The following is a 22,670-nucleotide window of genomic DNA, read 5'->3' on the forward strand; positions in this document are numbered from 1 at the left end:
GCCACGCCCGGCAGTTCGTCCGCTGGACGCGAGATGATGGTCCACTACCGAGCAGTATCGAGGACGGAGGTGCGCGATGATCGACGGGACCGCGTCGAGCGACCGCCGTCCGACGACCGCCCCCGCCCGCTTGTCCTGGCCCGTGATGACCCGGCACGAAGAGGACCGGGCCGTCGCCGTCGTCGGGGAACACCGTTGGAGCGTCGCCCTGGTCGGGACCGCCGGGCTCGGCAAGACCACCGTCGCGGCCCGGGTCACCGACCGGGTCGCCGCGCAGGAGCGTGACGCGGACCCGCTCGTCGTGCCCATCACCGCGGTCGCCTCCGGGTCGTCGATGCCCTTCGGCGCGGTGTCCGACCGTTTCGGGGACGTCCTGGGCGACGACCTGACCGAACCCGTCCCCGCCGAGGCGCGCCTTCGTGACGCGGCCGAGGCGGAGGGCCGGGACCTGCTCCTGCGGGTCGACGACGCCGACCTGCTCGACGCGCTCTCGGCCCGCTACGTCGCCTGGCTCGTCCGTGACCAGCACGCGCGCCTCGTCCTGACCTGCCGGGACTTCACCGCACTCGCCGAACCCCTGCGTGCGCTGTGGCAGGACGACCTGCTCGAGCGCATCGACCTGGAACCGCTCGACCTGGCCGAGACCTCGTCCCTCGTCGAGTCCGCCCTCGGGGCTCCGCTCGAACCGGCATCGGTGGAGCAGGTGCACCGTGCGACGCAGGGCAACCCGCTGTACCTGCGCGAGGTCGTCCGGGCCGGTCTGTCCTCCGGCGCGCTGGAGCACACCGCCCTCAGCTGGTACTGGCGCGGCCGGGTGACGGCGTCGCTGAGCCTGGCCGACATGTACAGCACCGAGCTCGGGGCACTGCCCGGAGACCTGCGTGACGTCGTGGAGATCGTCGCCCTGGCCGAACCGATCCCGCTGTCCCGGCTGATCGCCCTGGTGGACGGGCTCGACCTCGACCGCACGGTGGGGCTCGGCTTCGTCCGGATCGACTCGACCGACACCGGCAGTCCGGTCGCACGCTCCTCGCACCCGCTGGTCGGTGAGGTCGTCCGCGCCCTGGTGCCCGTGGCCCGACGCACGGCCCTGTTCGCCCGGGCGAACGCGTTCCGCACCGACCGTCCCGAGGGTGCGCCGCCGGCCGCCCGGCTCCGTTCGACCCTCTGGGCGCTGGAGTGCGGCATCGTGCCCCCGGTGGACCAACTGCTCGACGCGTCTCGGGTCGCCGGCGGCCTGCAGGAGCACGAGAGCGCCATCGCCCTGACGACCGCAGCCCTCAGCGCGGGGCCCGACGCCGGCCTCACCCCGACCGACCGGGTGCGGACCCACTGCCTGCGGTCCCTGGCCCACGGGTACAGCAGCGGGCGCGAGGCCGGCCGGCTCGACGCCGAAGCGGCCTGGGGTCTGGTGACCTCCGGGGTGGAGGTCGACGACGTCGCCGTGGTCGAGGCGTGCGAGACCCTCGCGAACCTCCGACAGTTCCACGACGACGACGCTGCCGCGGCCGTCGCGCTGACCGAGGTCGCGATGCAGTTCGTGGGCCCGGAGACCGTCGAACAGCTGCGGGTCCTGCGCCTGTCGCACCTGGGCTGGGGCGGTGACTTCGCCGAGGTCCGCGAGGAGATCGAGCGCACCGGCGTCCTGCACGCCCCCGCGATCCCCCGGTCCTTCCTGCCGATCGCGGCGTGCGCCGTGGCCGCCCTGGGCACCGGCGGACGACTCGACGACGCCCTGCGGCTGGCGCAGGCGAGTCTCGCCACGGCCGCGGTGCACCTCGAGGACTCGCCGTGGAGCGTCGGTGAGATCGTCTCGGTCATGCACCAGGTGCAGGTCTGGCGCGGCGACATCGCCGAGATGGTGACCCAGGTGCCGGTCAGCCGGTCGGACCCGTTCCTCAAGTACGACTTCACCCTCGAGCTGTTCGGCATCGGCAACCAGGCCCTCGGACAGCGCCGGTGGTCCGACGCGGTCACCGCGTTCACGGCCGCCTGCGAGCGGTACGCGGTCGACGACCCGGGAGGGTTCGCCGCCTACGCCTGGTCGCGCCTGGCGATGTCGCAGGCGTACGCGGGCATGACCGACGCCGCCGCCGAGTCCGTCGAGCGGGCGCGGACCACTCCCCTGCGGGCCATGCGGATCCTCGGCGCCCAGATCGAGATGACGATCGCCTGGACCGAGGCGCTGCTCGGCAACCCCGCCGGGCTGTACCGCGCGGACGAGCTCATCGCCCGTGGCACCGCCTCGGGCGCCTGGACGCACGTGCTCTACGGCCAGGCCCTGCACTACGCGATGGACGTCGCGGCCGGTCGGGACACCACGGCGTCGCTCGACCGCCTGCAGGATGCGGCCGGCCGGGTGGACGGCCCCCTCGCGAACGCGATCACCCAGTACGCCGACGCGCTGCGCTCGGGTGACCGCGGGTGGATCGCCAGCGTGCAGGCGGACCTCGCCGCGTGCGGGATGGCGGTGACGGCCGGCCGACGGACGCAGCCGCTGACGAAGCGCGAGTACGAGGTCGCCCAGCTCGCGGCGCAGGGGTTCTCGAACCGACGGATCGCGGAGCACCTCGGACTGTCGGTGCGGACGATCGACGCCCACATGTCGCGGGTGTTCTCGAAGTGGGACCTGCGTGCGCGGTCCGAGCTCGCCGAGATGGTCTGAGCCGACGGCCGTCCGCCGCGGGACGTGCGCGTGTGCGCGAGACGCCTCCTGATCCTGCGGCGTCTCGCCCGGTCGGCGGCGTCTCGCCCGGTCGGCGGCGTCTCGCCCGGTCGGCGGCGTCTCGGGGCCGTCCGGAGGATGCCGGCCGCGTCCGGGCACGACGGATCGACCGCAAGAAGTTGCGGGTTGCAGCACGACTCGCCGTCCTCGTTGACACAGTGCGCCTGGTTTCGCGTAGCGTTGCGTACGTCGCCGGGTTCGGACCCGTTCGGGTCGGGTCCGAATCCCGGCGGCTTCAGCAAGGCTAGAGAAGCAGGTGCGCGGTCCACATCGGTAGGACCTACCTAATTCCCGCCGGTACCGGCCAGACGCGGCCCTGTCTCCGCCTTCCGGCTGATGTGCTCGCGTCCCGCTGCCCGCCAGGCTCGACGGGTGCCGTTCACCATCAGCCACGCGGTCGTCGCGCTGCCGTTCCGCCGCTCCGCCCTGCCCGTCGCGGCGGTCGCGGTCGGCTCGATGGCCCCCGACGCCGTGCTCTTCGTGCCCGCACTGCCGCCGTACGGCTTCACGCACTCGTGGCTCGGTGTCGTCACGATCGACCTCGTGGTGTCGCTGGTCGTGCTCGCCGCGTGGTGGTACCTCGTCCGGCCCGCGTGGACCCCGGTCCTCCCGTCCCGGTACCGCGCGCAGCTACCCGGCTGGGACCGGCCCGAGCGGGTCCCGCCGTCGCGGGTCCCGCTCGTCGTGGTCGCCTGCGTGCTCGGGAGCGTGACGCACATCGTCTGGGACGCCCTCTCGCACCCGCACGGCTGGGTCGTCCTGCACGTGTCGGCGCTCCGGTCGGAGGTCGGCGGCCACCCGGTGTACTCCCTCGTCCAGGACGCCTCGAGTGCGGGCGGCCTGCTCCTGCTCCTCGTGCTGCTGCGGCAGTGGACGCGCCACGCGCGGACCGCCGGCGACGTGGCGGGGGTGAGGCGGGCCTCCCGGCCGGACCCCGCGGTGGTCGCACCGGACCACACCGGACGGGAGGCCCGCATCACCCCCGTCGTCGCCCTCGCCGCCGTCCTGCTGGTCGCGCTGGTCACCGCGGGGTCGGGCCTCGGCCGCGGCGGTGGCGTCGGGACGGTCGTCGTCCGCGAGGCGTTCGTCCTGCCGCCGACGGTCGCGGTGACGCTGGCCGCCGGGGCGCTCGTGCTGCTGCTGGTCCGGAGGGCGCGGGCGGCGGAACCGTCAGGGCAGGCGGACCGGCAGGAACGCGGCGAGGTCCGCCCGTGACCCGGAGGCGCTGACGCGGCGCGCGGTGTCCGGGTCGTCCCAGCGGAGCCGACCGGTCGCGAGCGCGAGCCAGGTCGTCGGGTCGGTCTCGACGACGTTCGGCGGGGTGCCGCGGGTGTGTCGAGGGCCGGGCACGGCCTGCACGGCGGCGAACGGCGGGACCCGGACCTCGACGCTGTTCCCGGGCACGTCCTCGGCCAGGCGCTGCAGGGTCCAGCGGACGGCGGTCGCGACCGAGGTGCGGTCCGTCGCACCGGCGGTCACGGCGTCCAGGGCAGCCCGGCCGACGGCGTCTTCGATCGTCCTCGGCGGCATCTCCACAGGCTAGCCGGTGCACTGCGGGCGGCGAGTCGGGCTCGGTAGGGTGATCGGGTGCGAATCCTCGTCCTCGGTTCCGGTGCCCGCGAGCACGCGATCATCACGGCCCTCCTGGCGGAGAACGCCGCGTCCCCGGACGGCGGCCACGTCATCACGGCCGCGCCCGGCAACGCCGGCATCGCCGCCGACGTCGAGACGGTGTCGCTCGACCCGTCGAACGGCGCCCTCGTCGCGGAGTACGCGTTCGAGAACGACGTCGACCTGGTCGTCGTCGGCCCCGAGGCCCCGCTCATCGCCGGTGTCGCCGACCCGCTGCGCACCCGCGGCATCCCCGTCTTCGGTCCGGGCAAGGCCGCCGCGCAGCTCGAGGGCTCGAAGGCGTTCGCCAAGCGGATCATGGCCGAGGCCGGGGTCCCGACCGGACGCCCCGTGTACGCCGGCACGGTGGCCGAAGCCGCGGCGGCGCTCGACGACCTCGGAGCCCCGTACGTCGTGAAGGCCGACGGGTTGGCAGCCGGCAAGGGCGTCCTGGTGACCGAGGACCGGCAGGCGGCGCTCGACCACGCGACCTACTGGTTGCAGCACGGCCACGTCGTCGTCGAGGAGTTCCTGGACGGCGAAGAGGTGTCACTGTTCTTCCTCAGCGACGGGCACGACGTCCGGCCGCTCTCCCCCGCACAGGACTACAAGCGCCTGGGCGACGGCGACCTCGGACCGAACACCGGTGGCATGGGCGCGTACTCGCCGCTGCCCTGGCTCGACGAGCGCTGGGGCTCCGAACAGGCCTTCGTGGACGAGGTCTCCGAGCTCGTCGCACTGCCGACCGTCCGCCGCCTCGAGCACGAGGGCACGCCGTTCGTCGGGCTGCTCTACTGCGGGCTCATCGTGACCGAGCAGGGCGTCCGCGTCATCGAGTTCAACGCCCGGTTCGGCGACCCGGAGACCCAGGTCGTCCTCCCCCGGCTGGCGACCCCGTTGAGCGGCCTGCTGCTGGCAGCGGCGACCGGGCAGCTCGGCAGCGCCCCGCGGCCGGAGTTCCGCGACCAGGCAGCGGTCACCGTCGTCCTGGCGAGCGAGGGCTACCCGGAGAACCCGGTCACCGGTCGGGTCATCACCGGGATCGACGACGCGAACGCCCGCGACGGTGTCGCCGTGCTGCACGCCGCGACCGGCACCCTCGACGGGGACCTCGTCGCCACCGGCGGACGCGTCCTGAGCGTCGTCGGGACCGGGTCCGACTTCGCCCAGGCCCGAGACCGCGCGTACGCGGGACTGCACGACATCACCCTGCCCGGCGGCCAGTTCCGCACCGACATCGCCACGAAGGTCGTCCGATGAGCGCCGCACCCGTCGTCGAGGGCTGGCGTCACGTCTCGTCCGGCAAGGTCCGCGAACTCTACGTCCCGGCCGACACCGCCGACGTCGCCAGTGCCAGCGAGCTGCTGCTGCTGGCCTCGGACCGGGTCAGCGCGTACGACTTCGCGCTCGAACCGCCGATCCCCGGCAAGGGCGAACTGCTGACGCGGCTGTCCCGCTTCTGGTTCGGCCAGCTGCGCGACGTCCCGAACCACCTGCTCACGCCGAGCGGAACCACTACCCCGGTGCCCGCCGACGTCGAAGCCCGCTCCATGCACGTCATGCCGCTCCGGATGTTCCCGATCGAGTGCGTCGTCCGCGGGTACCTGGTCGGCAGCGGCTGGGCGGAGTACCAGGAGTCCGGCAGCGTCTGCGGCGTCGAGCTGCCCGCCGGCCTGTCGAACGGTGACCGCCTACCGGAACCGATCTACACCCCGGCGTACAAGGCGCCGCAGGGCGAGCACGACGAGAACATCTCCTTCGCGCGCACCGAGGAACTGGTCGGGCCGGCCGATGCCGCTGCCCTCCGTGACCTGTCGCTCGCGGTGTACTCCGACGCGGCGGCGATCGCCCTGCAGCGCGGGGTCGTCATCGCGGACACGAAGTTCGAGTTCGGCCGCGACGCCGACGGCCTCATCCGCATCGCGGACGAGGTCCTGACCAGCGACTCCAGCCGCTACTGGGACGCCGCCGCGTACGAGTCCGGTAACCGCACCGACTCCTTCGACAAGCAGATCGTCCGCGACTGGCTCAGCGCGCACTGGGACCGCACGGGCACGCCGCCGGTGCTGCCGGACGAGGTCGTCCAGCGGACGGCTGCACGGTACCGGGCGCTGATCGAGCGCCTCGGGGCCTGACGGCCGCGGGGCCGCGGGACTTCGGGACCGCCGGGCCCGGGGACCGGGAGGCCGCCTGCCCGGTGTCCGACGCGGGTCAGGCGTCGCGGGAGACCACGACGACAGTCAGGTCGTCGCCCGGGTCGTGCTCGATCGCACGCCCGCGGACGCCGGCCAGGAACGTGCCGAGGTCCGGCGACTTCCGGTACAGCGCCCCGAGTCGCGACAGCGAGGCGAGAGTCGAGTCCCACAGTTCGAGCGCCCCGTCGCTGACGAGCAAGAGGGAGTCACCGGGTTCCAGGACGAGCTCCCCGACGGCACGGTCGATCCCGACGGGGTGCAGGCCGATCGGCAGGTCGACGGAGCGCAGGACGGTCTCGGTGCCGTCGGCGTGCAGGTGCAGCACGAGGCCGTGCCCGGCGTCGACGAAGTCGAGCCTGCCGGTGGTGGTGTCGAGTCGGCCGTGGAACAGCGTGGCGAACGCCTCGGCCGCGCTGAGGTCGGGCGACATCTGCTCCTCGAGCGCTGCGACCGCTGTCGTGGGGACCTCGTTGCTCCGGGCGAGCAGTGCCCCGCGCATGCCAGCGGCGAGGAGTCCGGCCGCCATGCCCTTGCCCATCACGTCCGCGACGGTCACGTCGACGGTGTCCCCGGCGACGCGCCACTCGTGGAAGTCACCGGACACGATGCCGTGCGGGATCGACGTGCCACCGATGGTCCACCCCGGCAGGTCCACGGTCCGCGGCTGCAGGCCCGACAGCACGGTACGGAGCCGGTCGTCGTCCAGGCCGGTCGCGAGTTCCCGCTCCGCCCAGACGCCGAGCTCCTCGAGCAGTGCGAGGTCGTCCGCGCTGAGGGTCCGGGGTGCCGAGTCGATGAGGCAGAGGGTGCCCACCTTGGTGGCGTCGGCTCCGACCCGGAGCGGGACCCCGGCGTAGAACCGGACGTTCGGGTCACCGTTGACCCCCGGCAGGTCCGAGAAACGCTGGTCGTCGCGCGCGTCCGGCACCACGACGGGGCCGTCCTGCTGCAGGGTGCGGCCGCAGAACGTGTCCTGCAGCGGCGTCGACCCGGGGATCGCGGAGTCCGACTGTTGCGACTTGTGGAAGAGCAGGTCACTGCCGGCCAGGTTGAGGAACGACCCGGAGACCCCGAAGGCCTCGCGGGCGATGCGGGTGATGCGTTCGAAACGCTCCTCGGGGCCACCCTGGACCACGTCGAGGGCGGCGAGGAGTGCATCCCGCCGAGCGGCGTCAGGAGCGGGGACCGTCTGCTGCTCCACGTGCTCGGTGCTCATGCCTCCACGGTAACGCGGATACCGGACACCGCCCGCGTGCTGTTCCCAGAACGCATGCCCCCAGTGGACGGGCCACCCGGGCGTCCCGCGTAGCCTGGACCGGTGTTCCGCCGTGTCGTCCCCGTCCTCGCCCTGGTCTGTGGCGCGACCCTGGCCCTCACCGGCTGCGGCGCGCAGAACCCCACCGGGCAGGTGTCCGTCACGGTGTCGCAGAACGCGGCCGACCACCCGTACCAGGTGAAGGTGTTCCTGCCGAACGGCGAACCGTTGTCCCACCAGCAGGTCTACCCGGGCGACACCGCGGACTTCGCGGGCGTGCCCCTCGGCGAGGTCACCGTCCGGGCGGGCGACCTCTGCCCGCAGCGCGCGGAGGTCCGAGCCGACCGGGTCGCGAAGGTGACGCTGACGACGGTCGGTTGCTGAGCCTCCCGTCCGGACGCCGGCGAGCTGCTGAGCCACTGCCGAACTGCTGAGACGCCGCCGGGTCTGGCGGCGTCTCGCGCCTTCCGGGGCGTCTCGCCGCGCCGGTCGCGCCGCGCCGCTCGCGCCCTGCCGGTCGCGCCCCGACGGTCAGTCCCGGTCGGGAACCGCGTCCCACTCCGCGCCGTAGCGCGACAGCACCGACCACCGGTCCGCCGGCCAGGTGATGACGAAGGCGCGTCCGACCACGTCGTCCATCGGGACGTTGCCGTGGATCCGGGAGTCCGCCGAGTTGTAGCGGTTGTCGCCCATCACCCAGATCCGCCCCTTGGGCACCGTGATCGAGAAGTCCTCGCCCGACACCCGCTCCACGTCCTCCGGCAGCCGCACGTACGGCTCGTCGACGGCGTGCCCGTTCACCGACAGCCGGCCATGGGCGTCGCAGCACTCCACCCGGTCCCCCGGCAGGCCGATCACGCGCTTGATGAGGTCCTCGCCCTGCCCCGGGCTGAGCCACGCGTTCGGGTCGCGGAAGACCACGACGTCGCCGCGCTCCAGCGGCATCACCCCGGGCACGAGTTCGTTCACCAGCACCCGGTCGCCGACCAGGAGCGTGTTCTCCATCGACTCCGACGGGATGTAGAACGAGCGCACCAGGTACGCCTTCACCAGGAACGACGCGAGCAGGGCCGCCACCACGATGATCACCAGGTCGCGGAGGAACCGCTTGGTCGACCTGCGGCGCTCATCGGCTGCGCCTTGGATCGGTGTGTCGCTGCTCAATGTGTCGCCACGACCTTCACGAGTGAGATCGCGAGCGCGACCGCGGCGAGCACGATCCCGCCCCACAGGCCCAGGAACGACGGCTGCTTGCCGCTGAACCGCTGCAGGAACACCCCGACCAGACCGATTCGGACGACCAGGATGACGACCGCCGCGATCTGCGCCCACTCCGCTGGCAGCCATCCGAGCCACGCGCCCGCGTAGAGCACGGCCGGGATCAGCCCGGAGGTCGCGATCGGGTTCGCGTTCCGCGTGATGACGGCGACGGTCTCGCGACGGGCGTCCTCGTCACCGGTGGCGCCGATGGAGTGCGCCACCAGGTGCGCGAGCACGTGCGCCAGGTACGTCAGGACCGCGGTCGCGAGCACCGTCAGGACCGCGGAGCCGTGCTGGATCTGCTCCGGCGAGACGGCGATCGCGACGGCGAGGACGGTGATGTTGCCGTAGATGTACGACGACATGCGGTCGCGGACGTGCTCGACCGGCAGGTCCTGGGGTCGCGGGCGGCGACCTCGGCGTTCAGGGGGCATCGGTCCATCTTGGCCCGTCCCGGCCCGGTCCGGCTGACGAGCAACCGGATGCGATGCCAAGGTGGTCAGGACCGCGCACCGCCGCACGGTCGGGATGGAGGCCCGCATGACGAACCGCAGACCACTCGCCCTGGTGACCGGGGTCGGCCGACGAGCCGGGATCGGGGCCGCCATCGCGACACGCCTGGCTGCCGACGGGTGGGACCTCGCGATCAGCTGGTGGGGGCCGTACGACGAGCGGGTGCACGGGGGCGCCGACCCGGACGGTGTGGACGCGGTCGTCGCGGAGTGTGTGGCGGCGGGAGCTGCCGTGACGCGCCTCCCGGTCGACCTGGCCGACCCGGAGCAGGCGACCGCACTCGTCGGCCGCGCCGAGGCCGAGGCGGGCGTGCCGGTGACGGCCGTCGTGATGTCGCACTGCGAGTCGGTGGACTCGGACTTCGCGACGACCACCGTCGAGTCGTTCGACAAGCACCTGGCCGTGAACGTCCGCGCACCGTTCCTCATCGTGCAGGCGTACGCGCGGCGACTGCGCGAGGGGGCCGACGCACCGCTCGACCGGCGTCGGGTGATCGCGCTGACGAGTGACCACGTCGGGTTCAACCTGCCCTACGGCACGAGCAAGGGCGCGCTCGACCGGTTGATCGTGGGGGCCGCGATCGAGCTCGGGGACGTGCAGGTGAGTGCGAACACCATCAACCCGGGGCCGAACGACACGGGGTGGATGACGGACGAGATCCGACAGGCCGCGGTCGACCAGACCCCGCTCGGACGGCCGTCGATGCCCACCGACACCGCGGCGCTCGTCGGGTTCCTGTGTGGGCCGGACGGCGGATGGGTGAACGGGCAGTTGCTCAAGACGGACGGTGGCTTCAGCGCGAAGTGACGGGCGCGGTGCCGGAGCACCGGCCCCCGGGGAGTCGTTGACGTGTCACCGAACGGGGCGCAGACTGGTGGGATGAACTCGCAGGACCTCCTCGCCGCCGACACCGGGATGGGCGCCGTGACGCTCCGGGTCGCCGACCTCGACGCCATGACGGCGTTCTACCGGGACGGCGTGCGGCTGACGGTGCTCGTGCACGAGGGGGCGCGGGTGGTGCTCGGGCGGCCCGTACCGGGTGGCGATGCTGTGCCAGCTGGCGGCACCGTGCCAGCTGGCGGCGCGCTCGCCGTGCCGGTCGTCGTGCTCGAGCACGAGCCGGCGCTCCGGCACGCGAGTCCCGGCCAGGCCGGACTGTTCCACACCGCTGTGGTGTTCGACGGCCGAGCGGACCTCGCCGCCGCCCTGTACTCCGTCGCCACGCGGTACCCGCAGTCGTTCACCGGCAGCGCCGACCATCTCGTCAGCAACGCCTTCTACTTCACGGACCCCGAGGGCAACGGCGTCGAGCTGTACTGGGACCGCGACCGCACCGAGTGGTCGTGGACCCACGGCTCGATCGACATGGACACCGTGTACATCGACCCGAACGCGTTCCTGCAGGAGCACCTCACCGCCGAGGCACTCGAGCACGCCGACACCCGGCCCGGCCGCGTCGGCCACGTGCACCTGTCGGTCGGCGACGTGGCCTCGGCGAAGGCGTTCTACGTCGACACCCTCGGTTTCGCGACGACCGCAGCGATGGGCAGCCAGGCGCTGTTCGTCAGCGCTGGCGGGTACCACCACCACATGGCGATGAACACGTGGAACTCCCGAGGGGCGGGCCGTCGGCAGCAGGCGCTCGGACTCGGCCTCGTCCGGATCGAGGTCCCGGCCGCCGACGACCTCGGTGCGCTGACCGCGCGGATGCGGGACGCCGGGGTGCAGACCGCTGACGAGGGATGGACGGTCGCGTTCGAGGACCCGTGGGCGAACCGCATCGAGGTGACCACAGCCGGGCGCGGCTGACGCGGCGGGCGCGCGCCGTGCCTCCCGGCTGGTGCGCGGTGGTGAGCCGGAGATGGTCGGCGAAGCGACAGAAGTGCGGCGTCATCCTGTGCACATCTGTCGCTTTGAGGACCATCTCCGGCACGCGAGACCGTCAGCCCGTGCGCGGGTGCGGGCGCAGGTGCGGGTGCGTTGGTCCGGCCGGGAGGCACGTGTCACCACCCAGCACCCGCCCGGTCAGCGGGTGCGGAAGTAGCGGTGCAACGCGCGCTCCCGGATGAGCGGCACCGCGGCCGCGCCGCCCGCGACCGCACCGACGAGTCCGAGTCCGCAGAGGACCGCGCCACCCGCGACGATCGGCAGCCCGTCAGCGACCGGGAGGCCCCGCACCAGTACGACGGACACGGCGAGCGCCAGGGTGGTTCCGACCACACCCCACGCGAGGTGCTGGACCGCGATGCCGAGTGCCTGCGCTGCCGTGCTGACGCCGACGTGCCGGTCGGAGGCGATCGACAGGCGCCGACGGAGGACCGCCGCGCCCCCGACGACCAGTCCGAGTCCGAGTGCGGCTCCCTCGAGTACGCCCGGCGTCGGGAGCTCGCTCGGGGCGAACGCCGTTCCGGACCGCGGGTTGAGCTGGCCGAGGGTCGACCGCTCGCCCTCCTCGGAACCGGTCGCCGGCAGCAGCGTCCGCCGCACGCTCGCGAGGGCTGTCTCGTCCTCCGGCCAGATCGTCGCCCAGCAGGCGTCGAAGGGTGCGTCGTCGACAGCGGTCGGCGCCAGGACCGCGTACGCCAGGTCGGGGTCCCGGCCGTCGTCCGGGTACGAGTAGACGCCCGCGACGGGGACCGGCCCGTCCGGCGTCACGATCTGCTCGCCCGGATGGACGCCCAGCTCGTCGGCCACCTCGGGCGCGACGACGACACCCGGACCGCCGGTCGTCTCGGTGACGCTGAAGAGCGAGGTCGCCCCGCTCGTCACCTCGTAGGTCGGGATCGAGGTCCCCGGGAGCGCTGCGACCACCATGCCGTCGTCGAGCCGGCGGAGCGCCCCGGCCGCCAGGACGTCCGGCTCGTCCGCGAGCGCCGCGCACGCGCGACCGTCGATCCGTCCCGCCGCAGTGAACACCTGCGTCGCCGCCCCGGACACCACCCACTGGGCGGCAGCACGGACGTCCCCGGCGACGGTCTGGGTCCGGAGGCTGACGACACCGCCGATCAACACCGCGAGCACGACCGCGCACGCCACCGCGGAGCCCGCGCCGGTCGCCAGGTCGCGCCAGGCCTCGCGCAGTACCTCGGTCACGCGCATGGGGTGCCGGGTCCTCCCGGGGACGGTGCGAGGACTCACCGGAACGCACCGAGGTCCAGGACCTCGCCGCATGCAGACCGTGTGGCGTCGTCGTGCGTCGCGACGACGACGGTCGTGCCGGCGGCTGCGAGTTCGGCGATCACGCCGTTCACCTCTGCCGCGGTCGTCCGGTCGAGCTGGGCGGTCGGTTCGTCGACGAGCATCAGGGTCGGCGCCGCGGCCACACCCCGGGCGAGCATCAGCCGTTGCGCCTCGCCGCCGGACAGCTCACGGAAACGCGCTGTCGCTCGGGGCGCCAGGCCGAAGCGCTCGAGGATCGTCCGTGCCCGCTGCTCCGCTGCCCGCCGGCGCATCCCGTGAGCGAGCAGCGGCAGGGTCACGTGGTCGAGGGCCGTGCGCCGAGCAACACCGTGGGGGTTCTGGAACACCCAGAGCACGGCCGCGTCGTCGGGTAGCTCCACGCGTCCGGACGTCGGGGTGGTCATCCGCGCGAGGATCGCGAGCAGGGTCGACTTGCCGGAGCCGCTCGGGCCGATGAGCGCCGTCACCGTGCCGTCGTCGAAGGTCCGGTTGACGTCGTGGAACAGCCCGGTCCCGTTCGGCCACCGGTGCCCGACTCCGCGGAGGCTCACCGGCATGACCGACCGGTGTCCGGGACAACGCGGACGCGATCGAGCGGTGTCGGGACGGCCGTCGCGGGGCCGGCGGTCGCGGGTTCGGCGGTCGCGGGTTCGGCCGTCGTGGGGTCAGCGGTCGTGGGGTCGGCGGTCCCGCCCGGGTCGACGCGGATGAACGACTGCCCGAGCTCCGAGCCGACCACCTCGACCCGGACCGGATCGCCGGGCACCGGCTGGACGCACGCATGGTGGTCCCGAACGTCCCAGAGCGCACTCGGGGGCACGACGCGGACCTCGAGCGGCTCGGCGAGCACCCACGACGCCGGCAGCGTCGGCACGCCGTCCGCAGAAGCAACGGTGGCGGCGTACTCCGGCAGGGCACCGATCTGCGTCAGTGCGTCCGGGTCCGTCACCACACCGTTGTCGTCGACGGCCGTGCGCAACTGCCCGACGGCGATCTCGCGTGCGCCAGCCACGGCCTCCGACGGGAGCTGCTCGATCCGGGCACCCCGCAGCTCCGCGGGCAGTTCGACGAGTGTGCCGTCGGCGTCGACCGGCGCCCCGACCACGGCGGTGCACGTCCGGACCGTCGCCTCGGCCGCCGGGATCCAGGCGAACGCCGAGCGCTCGATCGTGTCGTCCGGTACCGCCGCCCGGGGGACGTCGTGGGACAGGAGGAACGACCTCGTCGCCCGGAGCGTCCCCGGTCCGACGATGCCGTCGACCGCGATCGTCGAGCCGAGTCGGGCGAGTTCCTGTTGGAGACCGCGGACGTCCTCTCCCCGGTCGTCGAGCGTGAGGTCCCGGAACAGCGGCGTCCTGCTCGCGAACGCGATGACCGGCACGTCGTCGACCCGGGCGATCTCCGTGCCGCTGCGAAGAACCCCGCCCGTCGAACACGACGAGGACGTGACGATGCCGGTCCGGCTCGTCACCACCGATCGGGGCGCACCGGTGTCGAGCGCGAGTTGCACCTGGTGCTCGTCGGCGTCCGTCCGCTCGGTGACCGCCACGGTCTGGACCGGAGACGCCGTCCGCAGTGCCGCGGGTGGGTCGGTCGGGAGCGCCACGACCGCACCGACCGCGGCGGCGGCCGCGACGAGCAGGCTGCCGAGGCCGATGAGTGAGCCGGACACGGCTGCGCTGCGTCGCCCGCTCATCCCTGCCGCCAGAGGCTGAGCGGGTCGAGCCGACACTGCACGGCAGCAGGGTCGTAGTCGTCGAACGAGAACATGCCGGTGTCGTTCTCCGACCGCCACTTCCGCTCGGTGTAGTCCTTCCCGACGAGCCCGGACTTCTGCAGACACGCGACGGTGATCTTCGCTTCGTCCTGCTTCTCCGGGTTCCGCCGCACCTCGTTGAACAGATAGGTGATGCTCCTGTCGAATTGGTGAGAGCATCGCCGCCTCACGGCTTCGACGACGTCCATCTCAGGAAGATCGGCTCCGTCGATCCTACTGAGGCTCGAAGTTCCGTCATCGGCCACCTGCAGGTCGTAGCCAGCATCACGCATGCAGGCGCGGTCTCGGGCCTGCGCGTCCGCGAGCTCTGCTGCGGAGATCTCACCGTCTCGCAGAATCTGAGTCTCGTAGTCGCTGGCGAGTGCAAGAGATTCTCCGAATTCCTGCGCCCAGGGACCGGCGGCCGGAAGGCGCTGCGGAGTTGACGGTGCCGACGCTGGGTCCTGGGCACATCCACTCATGAGGAGCATCGACAACACCATGATCGCAATGCCGCGACCGGGCCTCCTCAGTACCACCTCAGACCCGGACCATCCCGTACTGCGTCACGTGCGCATAGCAAACCGGTTCGTACGACCAGGTGTTTGCTTTGGCGTTGTTACCGTATTTGAGGTCTTTGTTGTTGATGCGATTGAAGTGATGGGCCATTCCGCAACCCGTGTAGTTCTTCCCCCTCGTCTGGGTGATCTGCCCCCAGCACGCAGCTGCTTCGGCTTCAGTTGCCGTCGCTGTGTCGATTGCGACGCCGATACCGAGGATGGTCCCGGTGATCGCAACTGCGACCATCAACTTCGTGAGCATTTGTTTCTCCTTCCACTCCGCAAGCACCTCGTGGTAGAGTGCAACGTATTAGATTCTTGTCGTCAGGTCAACTCAAATATGACATCTTCGATGTCAGCGGGTTGTTACAAGTCGGTGAGCTCTGCGGCGGTCACGCCACCCGCACGCGGCGCTACTGCGCCGCCCGCTCACCCCTCCTGCAACAGGCCGAGCGGGTCGAGCCGACACTGCGTCGCCTCCGGTGACCACTCCACGAAGGAGTAGTCGTAGGCCTCGCGCTCGGTCCGCCAGCGCTGCTCGGTGTAGTCCCGGCCGACGACTCCTGCGCGTCGCAGACACGCCACCTGGAGCGCAGCCTCATCCCGGTGCTCCGGGTTCCGTCGGATCGCGTCGAACAGCCTCGAGATGTCGTGGTCGAACCTCCGCGAGCAGCCCCGCAGGTACGACATCACCTGTTCGATGCCCTCCCTCTGACCATGCAACGGATCGATGTCCGCCGCGCCGTCGCGGTGTTCCTCATACCGGTATCCGTGCTCCCGCATGCACACCTTCGTCCGCGCTCGGGCGTCTGCGCGTTCATCGGCTGTGATCACACCGTCGGCGAGCATGCCGATCTGGTACGGGCTCACCGCAGCATCAGCGAACTCCTCCGCCCACGGCCCTGCGGCCGCGAACCTCGAGGGATCCATCCGCCCCGGAGTCGGCTCGCCGCGGTCCAGAGGAGCCTGGGCACAGCCGCTCAGAATCAGGGCGCACATCGCCACCAGGGCGCACGACCGCGGCGCCACGGTTCCCGCCAGAGCCCGAGCGGATCGAGCTGGCACTGCTGCGCACGCTTGTCGTACTCGTCGAACGAGAAGACTCCGGTATCGCCCTCGGCCCGCCACTTCCGCTCGGTGTAGTCCCTCCCGACCAGACCGGCTCTCCGCAGACACGCAACGGCGATCTCTGCCTCGTCCTGCTTCTCCGGGTTCCGACGCGTCTCCTCGAAGAGCATCGTCACGTGTTCGTCGTACCGTTCCTCGCACGCGCGGAGGACCGGATCCGACCGCTTGAAGAAGTCGTCCGGGTACTTGCCGTCACGGGACGAGAGCTCGAAGCCGCCGTCCGGGTCGTACTCGATGTCCAGGCCGGACTCCCGCAGGCACTGCCGGACGTGGTGGTGCGCGTCCTCGAGCTCCGCCGCCGTGACCTCACCGTCACTGAGGATCGCCGCTTCGTACGGCGAGACCCCCTGCCGGAGTGCTTCGCGGAACTCGTCCACCCAGGGCCCACCAGCAGTCAGCGAGGCAACGGCGGAAGCAGTGGTCGCACGCGGATCCTCGGTCCGGGCACAACCCGGGAGGCCGAGCGAGACCACGGCCGCGCACGCGATGGCCGTCGCAACGCGGCCGTGCTCTCGACGTCGCATCTACCTGGCCGTCATCCCGTACGAGACGACGTTCGCCCAGCAGGCGTTCTGGACCGAGTACCGGCCCCGTCCGACCCACGCTCCGTACTTCGACTTGGCGTTCTTGATCGCGTCCCGATGACGGGCCGACCAACAGGTGTTGTTCTTGCCCTTCCAGATGCTCACCGAGCCGTAGCACGTCGCCGCCTCTGCTCCGGGCGCAGTCGCCACGTCGAGCGTCAGAGTGCCGCCGATGACCGTGCCGACGACCGCTGCGCCGAGGATCAACTTCGTGATCATCCGTCCTCCCTCCTCCGCCACGAGCCCTCTCGTGGATGACGTGACAGTAGAACGGCGGAACTCCGGAATGCCACCTTTCGGTATACGACATTTTTAAGACCTCCGCCGCGTTGTTCACATCCCGGGCAGGATGGACCGATGAGCGAAGACATCCGGTGGGAGGTGGTCGAGGAGAGCGCACTGACGCTCACCGACCACGAGGCGATCGCGGCGATGCTGGCGCAGGCCTTCCCGAGCTGGTCGCACTGGTACGTCGGCGGTCGGAGCTGGGCGGGCATGCAACCCGAGCGCCGGGTGCTCGGCCGGACCGAGGACGGCGTCGTCCTGGCCCACGTCGGCATCCGCCGGATGTTCGTCACGGTCGGCGGCGAGGACGTCCTGGTCGGGGACACGGGCCTGGTCGGTGTCTCGCCCCGCCTCCAGGGCTCAGGGGTGGGCCGAGAACTGATGGAGCGCGTCCACGACGTGCTCGACGGGCTCCGGGTGCCGTACGGGTTCCTCGGTGCGGGCGAGGACCGCATCCCCTTCTACGCTCACATGGGCTGGCACGAGTTCCCCGAGGCCGTCGGCACCTTCAGCGCCTTCACCGCGGACGGTGCCGGGGTCGTGGAGACCGAGCAGGGCGGCTGGATGGTCCGTCCGGTGACCGCCCGCCTCGAGGACTGGCCGGAGGGTCCGATCCTCCTCAACGGCCAGCAGGTTTGAACACACCCGACCTGACGCACCCGACCGCGGTCGCCGAGCGGTCAGGAACGGTCGCACCGAGCCTCCCGGAACGACACTCCGTGACCACCCGGCGGAACTGAGCGGGGCGTCTCGACCGGTCGGCGCGCCGCCCACGCTCGCCAGGCGAGCCAGCGGACCACAGACGGGAGGCGCGGTGCGAGTCGATCTCGCACCGCGCCTCCCGTCTGTGTCCTGGCTGCTACGCCTCGACGGCGACCTTCTCCGGGTCCTCGTTCGAGCCGGGCGCGCTCGGCACGACGGCAGCACGCACGCGCGCACCGAGATCGGGGTCGACGCTCGTCCAGTAGGCGAAGACCCGCTCGCGGAGGTCGTCACGCGTCACCTTGGAGACGTGCCCCGCGATGTTGCCGACGAGACGCGCACGTGCGGCGTCATCGAGGACCTCGCGGTAGAGCGTGCCCGCCTGACCGAAGTCGTCGTCCTCCGGGTGCAGGGTCGCCGCGGAACGCTGCAGCGCTCCGTCGGACTCCCAGCCCGGGGCGTCATCGGTCGCGTTCGGGTCGGCGTGGGCACCGCCGAGCGAGTTCGGCGCGTACACCGGGACTTCGGACTTCTGGAAGTCGAAGCGCATGGCACCGTCCTTCGAGTACGAGTGCACCTCGTTCTTCGGGGCGTTGACGGGCAGCTGCGCGTGGTTCGTGCCGACGCGGTATCGCTGGGCGTCCGCGTAGCTGAAGATGCGCGCGAGGAGCATCTTGTCCGGGCTGGCTGCGATGCCGGGGACGAAGTTCGACGGCGCGAAGGTGGCCTGCTCGATCTGCGCGAAGTAGTTCTCCGGGTTGCGGTTGAGCTCCATCGTGCCGACCTCGATGAGGGGGTAGTCCGCGTGCGGCCACACCTTCGTCAGGTCGAACGGGTTGAAGCGGTAGCTCGCGGCGTCCTCGTACGGCATGACCTGCACCTTGAGGGTCCAGCGCGGGTTGTCCCCACGCTCGATCGCCTCGTACAGGTCACGGATGTGGAAGTCCGCGTCCTCGCCGGCGATGCGGTCGGCGTCCTCCTGCGTCAGGGTCGCGTGGCCCTGCTCGGTGAGGAAGTGGTACTTCACCCAGAAGCGCTCGCCCGCGGCGTTGATCCACTGGTAGGTGTGCGACCCGAAGCCGTCCATGTGGCGCCACGACGACGGGAGACCGCGGTCGCCCATGAGCCACGTGACCTGGTGCGCGGACTCGGGCGACAGGGTCCAGAAGTCCCACTGCATGTCGTGGTTGCGCAGGTGCGAGCCCGGCAGACGCTTCTGCGAGCGGATGAAGTCGGGGAACTTGATGCCGTCGCGGATGAAGAAGACGGGGGTGTTGTTGCCGACGAGGTCGTAGTTGCCCTCTTCGGTGTAGAACTTCAGCGCGAAGCCGCGGGGGTCCCGCCAGGTGTCGGGCGAACCCTGCTCACCGGCGACGCTCGAGAAGCGGGCGAGCATCTCGGTGGTCTGGCCGGGCTGGAGGAACGCGGCCCGCGTGTACTTCGAGACGTCGTTGGTGACGGTGAAGGTACCGAACGCCCCGCCGCCCTTGGCGTGCACGACACGCTCCGGGACGCGCTCCCGGTTGAACTGGGCGAGCTTCTCGACCAGGTAGTGGTCGTGCAGGGCGATGGGGCCGTCGGCCCCCACTCCCATGGAGTGCTGGTCGCTGGAGACCGGGGCCCCGCTGTTGGTCGTGGTGGTGGGCGTGTTCTGGTCGGACACGGTTCCTCCTCAGGTGGAACGTAGGTTCGGTCAGGATGGCTCGGGTCGGTTCGCAGCGACGGCGTCGGTCTCGACACCGCTCTGCTCGGCTGCCGCACACTGCGCGCAGATGCCCCAGTAGGTGACCTCTGCGGTGGTGACGGCGAAGCCGTGGGTCTCGGACGGCGTCAGGCACGGCGCGTGGCCGACGGCGCAGTCCACGTCACCGATCGCGCCGCACATCGTGCAGACGATGTGGTGGTGGTTGTCGCCGGTCCGCCGTTCGTAGCGGGCGGGACTGCCGGCCGGCTCGATGCGACGGACGAGTCCGGCGCCGGTCAGTGCGGCGAGGACGCCGTAGACCGCCTGGTGACTGGTCGTCGGGAGTTCGGCGGCGAGCGCCGTGACCAGGTCGTCGGCGGTGGTGTGCGGCTGCGTCTCGATCGCCCGGAGGGCGGCGAGGCGTGGCGCGGTGACGCGGAGACCGGCTCCACGGAGGAGTTCGTTGTCGTCGACCATGCGGAGCCCTTCTCTTGCAGGATTCAAGACAACGCCCACTGTACACGGCGGGAGCGGCCCTTCGGGCGACACATGCGCCTCCCGGAATGCAATGTGTCACGATCCTGTCGCGATCGGCTGGACCCGACCTGGGAGGGGTGGAACGACCGGTAGCGTCCAGCCATGTCCATGCAGCAGGCCGACGCGTCGGCGAACACCGCTCAGGACGCCCGGGGGACCATCGCGCAGCGGGACCTGGTCGTCGACCTCATCCGGACGGCCTGCGTCGTCCTGGTCGTCATCGTGCACGTCACGATGGTCGGCGTCGGTTCCGACTCCTCGGGCCTGCGGGTGACGAGCCCGCTGCAGGAACTGCCCTGGTACGTGGCGGCGACCTGGATCGGCCAGGTGATGCCCCTCTTCTTCGTCGTCGGCGGCTTCGCGAGCGCCGTCGGGTGGCGCAGCACCGTTGCCCGGGGCGGCGGCGCCCGGGACTGGGTCGCGACCCGGCTCGTGCGGCTCTACCGTCCGGCGGTGCCGCTGTTCGCGGTGCTCGCGGTCGGGCTCGGCATCGCGACCGTCCTCGGTACGCCCGCGGACCTGCTCGACGAACTCGCGTTCGGCATCGGGTCACCGCTGTGGTTCCTCGCCACCTACGGCATCACGCAGTGCTGCGTGCCCCTGATGGCCCGGCTGCATGCCACCGTCCCGTGGCGCACGCTGGCGGTACTGCTGCTCCTGGCCGCGGCGGTGGACGGGGTCCGGCTCGCCAGCGGGGTCGCCGAGATCGGCCTGCTCAACCTCGGCCCGGTGTGGCTGTTCGCCCAGCAGCTCGGGTTCCTCTGGGCGGACGGCTGGTTCGCCCGGCGCTCGAAGCTCCTGCTGGCGGGTGTCGCGGTCGCCGCCTCCGCGGTCCTCGTGCCGATCACCTCGGTCGGGCTCTGGTCTCCGGACATGCTGCAGGACCTCAACCCGCCGATGCTGCCGCTGGCCCTGCTCGCGGTCGGGCAGGCCTGCCTGGTCCAGGTCGTGCACGCTCCCCTGACCCGGCTGATGCGCACCCGACCCGCACAGGCCGTCGTGTTCCTGCTCGGCCGCGACGGCATGACGATCTACCTGTGGCACCTGCCGCTCTTCATCCTCCTCAACGGCATCGGGCTGCTCGTCGGGCTGCCGTTCCCCGACCCCGGCTCGCGCACCTGGTGGGCCACCCGCATCGTCGCCGTGGTCGTCCTGCTCGCCGCCACCCTCGGCGTCGCCCGGGCCGTGCGCCGCTTCGACCGTCCACTCCCCCGCCTCGTGCCCGGCGCGGACCGCCCCGCATGGCCGGTCCTCGCGGTCGCGGCGCTCTGCACGATCGGCCCGGCGTTCGCCGTGATGGAGCTGCACCTCTCGTTCCCGCTCGCGCTCCTCGGCGCGGTCGCGATCCCGGTCGGGACGTGGCTGCTGAGCAAGACCGTCGCGGCGCGGGGCGTGCGGACCATGTAGGGATCCTCATCTGCCGGAGCCGCGTCGGGCCTCCCGGCCGGAGGAAGATGACTCCCGCAGCGCGACCACCGGGAGGCACCCCACGCCGTCACCCTCCGAGTTCTGGAACACCTGGCACGTCGACCCCCTGGCGGCGGTGCTCGTCGTCGTCGCCGCCGTCGCGTACGGCGCCGGACTCGTCGTGGCCCGACGACGGAGCGTTCGCTGGCCCTGGTGGCGGACCCTGGCGTTCGTCGCCGCGCTGGCCCTGTTCGCGGTCGTGCAGTTCGGGATCGTCGGCGAGTACGACCGGCAGCTCCGGTGGGCCTTCGTCCTGCGGATCGCCGTCCTGTTCTTCGCGGTCCCCACGTTCGCCGCACTGTCCGGCCCGTTCGCGTTGCTGCGGACGGGAGGCCCGACCCGCCTCGCCGAGACCGCCGACGCCGTCCTGCGCTCACGTCCGGCGCGGCTCCTCGGCAACGCGATCGTCTCGCCACTGGTCGCCCTCGCGCTGTTCTGCGTGATGCTCACCCCGCTGGCGGCCGTGCTCCGCCAGTCCCTGGTCAGCAGCGAGGGGATCACCGTCCTCGTGCCCGTCCTCGGCTTCGGGTTGCTCGCGCCGCTGTCCGAGGTCGGGGTGCTCCGCTCCTCCGCCTTCGCCACCGCAGAGTTCCTGCTGGCGTTCGTGGAGCTCGTGCTCGACGCGGTGCCGGCGGTCGTGATGCGCGTCAGCGACCACGTGCTGGACGGAGCCGGCAGGGTGGCGTTGCACGTGCCCTGGGCGCCGTCGCCACTGCGGGACCAGCACCTGGCGGGCGACCTGCTGTGGTTCATCGCCGAGGTGGCGGACGTCCCCGTGCTCATCGCCCTCTTCATCCGGTGGCAACGCTCCGACCGCCGCGAGGCCCGCGAAGTCGACGACTTGACGGACGAGCAGATGGACGCACTGACACGGGAGCACCTGCAGCGACGGTCCTGATGGGTCGGGGCTCGCGGCTTGGCCTGAGGGGCGCGGGTCGGTCGGGTCGGTCGGGTCGGGTCGGCGGGAGGTTCGGCCGCCTGGCGCGAGCGGGCGGAACACCAGGGTCCGAGCGCTCCGAGCCGCGCAGATCTGACCGTTCGATCCGCGCCGGGCGTCCGTCGCGCTCGAGCGGGCGGAATCCCCCGGCCCGACGACCCCGCGGAGCGCGGATCCGCCCTCTCGCCGAAGCGCGCCAGCTCGGCTGCCGCCCCCGCCGGCGAGCGGGCGGAACACCAGTGCCCTGCCCGGTCTGGAGACGCGCTTCCGCCCGCTCACCGACGAGTCGCC

General features: G+C 71.8%; 24 protein-coding genes. 10 read left to right on the forward strand and 14 right to left on the reverse strand.

Annotated elements, in window-relative coordinates; all coding sequences use genetic code 11:
- Positions 1–76: 76 nt before the first annotated feature.
- Both DEJ31_RS04865 and DEJ31_RS04870 read left to right on the forward strand, forming a co-directional pair.
- Positions 77–2,665 (forward strand): LuxR C-terminal-related transcriptional regulator, encoded by a 2,589-nt coding sequence (locus DEJ31_RS04865; protein ID WP_110904063.1) that lies wholly within the window; start codon positions 77–79, stop codon positions 2,663–2,665.
- Positions 2,666–3,097: 432 nt separating this feature from the next.
- A complete protein-coding gene (locus DEJ31_RS04870) occupies positions 3,098–3,940 on the forward strand; it encodes a DUF4184 family protein (protein WP_181433455.1) in 843 nt (280 codons plus the stop codon).
- Here DEJ31_RS04870 and DEJ31_RS04875 read toward each other — a convergent pair.
- Positions 3,896–4,255 (reverse strand): sterol carrier family protein, encoded by a 360-nt coding sequence (locus DEJ31_RS04875; RefSeq protein ID WP_110904130.1) that lies wholly within the window; start codon positions 4,253–4,255, stop codon positions 3,896–3,898. The genes DEJ31_RS04870 and DEJ31_RS04875 overlap by 45 nt on opposite strands.
- Before the next feature lie 57 nt (positions 4,256–4,312).
- Here DEJ31_RS04875 and purD point away from each other — a divergent pair, with 57 nt between their 5' ends.
- Together purD and DEJ31_RS04885 are read left to right on the forward strand one after the other, a co-directional pair.
- Positions 4,313–5,596 (forward strand): phosphoribosylamine--glycine ligase, encoded by a 1,284-nt coding sequence (purD, locus tag DEJ31_RS04880; RefSeq protein WP_110904061.1) that lies wholly within the window; start codon positions 4,313–4,315, stop codon positions 5,594–5,596.
- Positions 5,593–6,471: a phosphoribosylaminoimidazolesuccinocarboxamide synthase gene (locus DEJ31_RS04885; protein WP_111121310.1), complete on the forward strand. Its 879-nt coding sequence runs from the start codon at positions 5,593–5,595 to the stop codon at positions 6,469–6,471. The genes purD and DEJ31_RS04885 overlap by 4 nt, the downstream gene beginning before the upstream one ends.
- A gap of 76 nt (positions 6,472–6,547) precedes the next feature.
- Here the strand turns inward: DEJ31_RS04885 and DEJ31_RS04890 are convergent, their stop codons facing one another.
- Complete coding sequence (locus tag DEJ31_RS04890; protein ID WP_111044768.1) at positions 6,548–7,747, reverse strand: GAF domain-containing SpoIIE family protein phosphatase; 1,200 nt, start codon at positions 7,745–7,747, stop codon at positions 6,548–6,550.
- Between the two features lie 102 nt (positions 7,748–7,849).
- On the opposite strand from DEJ31_RS04890, the gene DEJ31_RS04895 reads away from it, so the two are divergent.
- The gene (locus DEJ31_RS04895; protein ID WP_111121311.1) at positions 7,850–8,170 is read left to right on the forward strand and encodes a hypothetical protein; all 321 of its coding nucleotides are present in this window, start codon (positions 7,850–7,852) and stop codon (positions 8,168–8,170) included.
- A gap of 147 nt (positions 8,171–8,317) precedes the next feature.
- On the opposite strand, the gene lepB is transcribed toward DEJ31_RS04895, so the two are convergent.
- Together lepB and DEJ31_RS17530 are read right to left on the reverse strand one after the other, a co-directional pair.
- Positions 8,318–8,950, reverse strand: a complete 633-nt coding sequence (gene lepB / locus DEJ31_RS04900; RefSeq protein WP_258366161.1) for a signal peptidase I — start codon at positions 8,948–8,950, stop codon at positions 8,318–8,320.
- Positions 8,947–9,480 (reverse strand): hypothetical protein, encoded by a 534-nt coding sequence (locus DEJ31_RS17530; protein WP_258366163.1) that lies wholly within the window; start codon positions 9,478–9,480, stop codon positions 8,947–8,949. Before DEJ31_RS17530 ends, lepB begins: the two co-directional genes overlap by 4 nt.
- A 106-nt stretch (positions 9,481–9,586) precedes the next feature.
- Here DEJ31_RS17530 and DEJ31_RS04905 point away from each other — a divergent pair, with 106 nt between their 5' ends.
- Positions 9,587–10,366, forward strand: a complete 780-nt coding sequence (locus DEJ31_RS04905) for an SDR family oxidoreductase (RefSeq protein ID WP_111121372.1) — start codon at positions 9,587–9,589, stop codon at positions 10,364–10,366.
- Between the two features lie 72 nt (positions 10,367–10,438).
- Positions 10,439–11,368: a VOC family protein gene (locus DEJ31_RS04910; protein WP_111121313.1), complete on the forward strand. Its 930-nt coding sequence runs from the start codon at positions 10,439–10,441 to the stop codon at positions 11,366–11,368.
- Positions 11,369–11,584: 216 nt separating this feature from the next.
- On the opposite strand, the gene DEJ31_RS04915 is transcribed toward DEJ31_RS04910, so the two are convergent.
- From DEJ31_RS04915 to DEJ31_RS04950, 8 genes are all read right to left on the reverse strand, one after another.
- Positions 11,585–12,658 (reverse strand): hypothetical protein, encoded by a 1,074-nt coding sequence (locus tag DEJ31_RS04915; protein ID WP_111121314.1) that lies wholly within the window; start codon positions 12,656–12,658, stop codon positions 11,585–11,587.
- A gap of 35 nt (positions 12,659–12,693) precedes the next feature.
- The gene (locus DEJ31_RS04920) at positions 12,694–13,296 is read right to left on the reverse strand and encodes an ABC transporter ATP-binding protein (RefSeq protein WP_111044771.1); all 603 of its coding nucleotides are present in this window, start codon (positions 13,294–13,296) and stop codon (positions 12,694–12,696) included.
- Positions 13,287–14,435: a peptidoglycan-binding protein gene (locus DEJ31_RS04925; RefSeq protein WP_111121315.1), complete on the reverse strand. Its 1,149-nt coding sequence runs from the start codon at positions 14,433–14,435 to the stop codon at positions 13,287–13,289. The genes DEJ31_RS04920 and DEJ31_RS04925 overlap by 10 nt, the downstream gene beginning before the upstream one ends.
- Positions 14,432–14,986: a hypothetical protein gene (locus DEJ31_RS04930; RefSeq protein WP_146240677.1), complete on the reverse strand. Its 555-nt coding sequence runs from the start codon at positions 14,984–14,986 to the stop codon at positions 14,432–14,434. The genes DEJ31_RS04925 and DEJ31_RS04930 overlap by 4 nt, the downstream gene beginning before the upstream one ends.
- A gap of 49 nt (positions 14,987–15,035) precedes the next feature.
- Positions 15,036–15,317, reverse strand: a complete 282-nt coding sequence (locus DEJ31_RS04935; protein ID WP_111044774.1) for a hypothetical protein — start codon at positions 15,315–15,317, stop codon at positions 15,036–15,038.
- Between the two features lie 167 nt (positions 15,318–15,484).
- On the reverse strand, positions 15,485–15,904 hold the full coding sequence (locus tag DEJ31_RS04940; protein WP_146243097.1) for a hypothetical protein: 420 nt from the start codon (positions 15,902–15,904) through the stop codon (positions 15,485–15,487).
- A gap of 137 nt (positions 15,905–16,041) precedes the next feature.
- The gene (locus DEJ31_RS04945) at positions 16,042–16,560 is read right to left on the reverse strand and encodes a hypothetical protein (protein ID WP_111121317.1); all 519 of its coding nucleotides are present in this window, start codon (positions 16,558–16,560) and stop codon (positions 16,042–16,044) included.
- A gap of 147 nt (positions 16,561–16,707) precedes the next feature.
- Complete coding sequence (locus DEJ31_RS04950) at positions 16,708–16,986, reverse strand: hypothetical protein (protein WP_111121318.1); 279 nt, start codon at positions 16,984–16,986, stop codon at positions 16,708–16,710.
- Positions 16,987–17,124: 138 nt separating this feature from the next.
- Between DEJ31_RS04950 and DEJ31_RS04955 the strand changes: the two genes are divergently transcribed.
- Positions 17,125–17,691 (forward strand): GNAT family N-acetyltransferase, encoded by a 567-nt coding sequence (locus DEJ31_RS04955; RefSeq protein WP_111121319.1) that lies wholly within the window; start codon positions 17,125–17,127, stop codon positions 17,689–17,691.
- Between the two features lie 220 nt (positions 17,692–17,911).
- Here DEJ31_RS04955 and DEJ31_RS04960 read toward each other — a convergent pair whose 3' ends face one another.
- Together DEJ31_RS04960 and DEJ31_RS04965 are read right to left on the reverse strand one after the other, a co-directional pair.
- Entirely contained in the window at positions 17,912–19,417 is a 1,506-nt protein-coding gene (locus tag DEJ31_RS04960) for a catalase (protein WP_111121320.1), read from the reverse strand.
- Positions 19,418–19,447: 30 nt separating this feature from the next.
- Positions 19,448–19,915, reverse strand: coding sequence for a Fur family transcriptional regulator (locus DEJ31_RS04965; protein WP_111044780.1), 468 nt, complete (start codon positions 19,913–19,915; stop codon positions 19,448–19,450).
- A gap of 162 nt (positions 19,916–20,077) precedes the next feature.
- Here DEJ31_RS04965 and DEJ31_RS04970 point away from each other — a divergent pair, with 162 nt between their 5' ends.
- Together DEJ31_RS04970 and DEJ31_RS04975 are read left to right on the forward strand one after the other, a co-directional pair.
- Positions 20,078–21,382 (forward strand): acyltransferase, encoded by a 1,305-nt coding sequence (locus DEJ31_RS04970; RefSeq protein ID WP_111121321.1) that lies wholly within the window; start codon positions 20,078–20,080, stop codon positions 21,380–21,382.
- Between the two features lie 136 nt (positions 21,383–21,518).
- Positions 21,519–22,340: a cytochrome c oxidase assembly protein gene (locus tag DEJ31_RS04975; protein ID WP_111121322.1), complete on the forward strand. Its 822-nt coding sequence runs from the start codon at positions 21,519–21,521 to the stop codon at positions 22,338–22,340.
- The last annotated feature ends 330 nt before the right edge of the window (positions 22,341–22,670 follow it).

This window comes from Curtobacterium sp. MCPF17_031 (assembly GCF_003234035.1).
Classification (GTDB): domain Bacteria; phylum Actinomycetota; class Actinomycetes; order Actinomycetales; family Microbacteriaceae; genus Curtobacterium.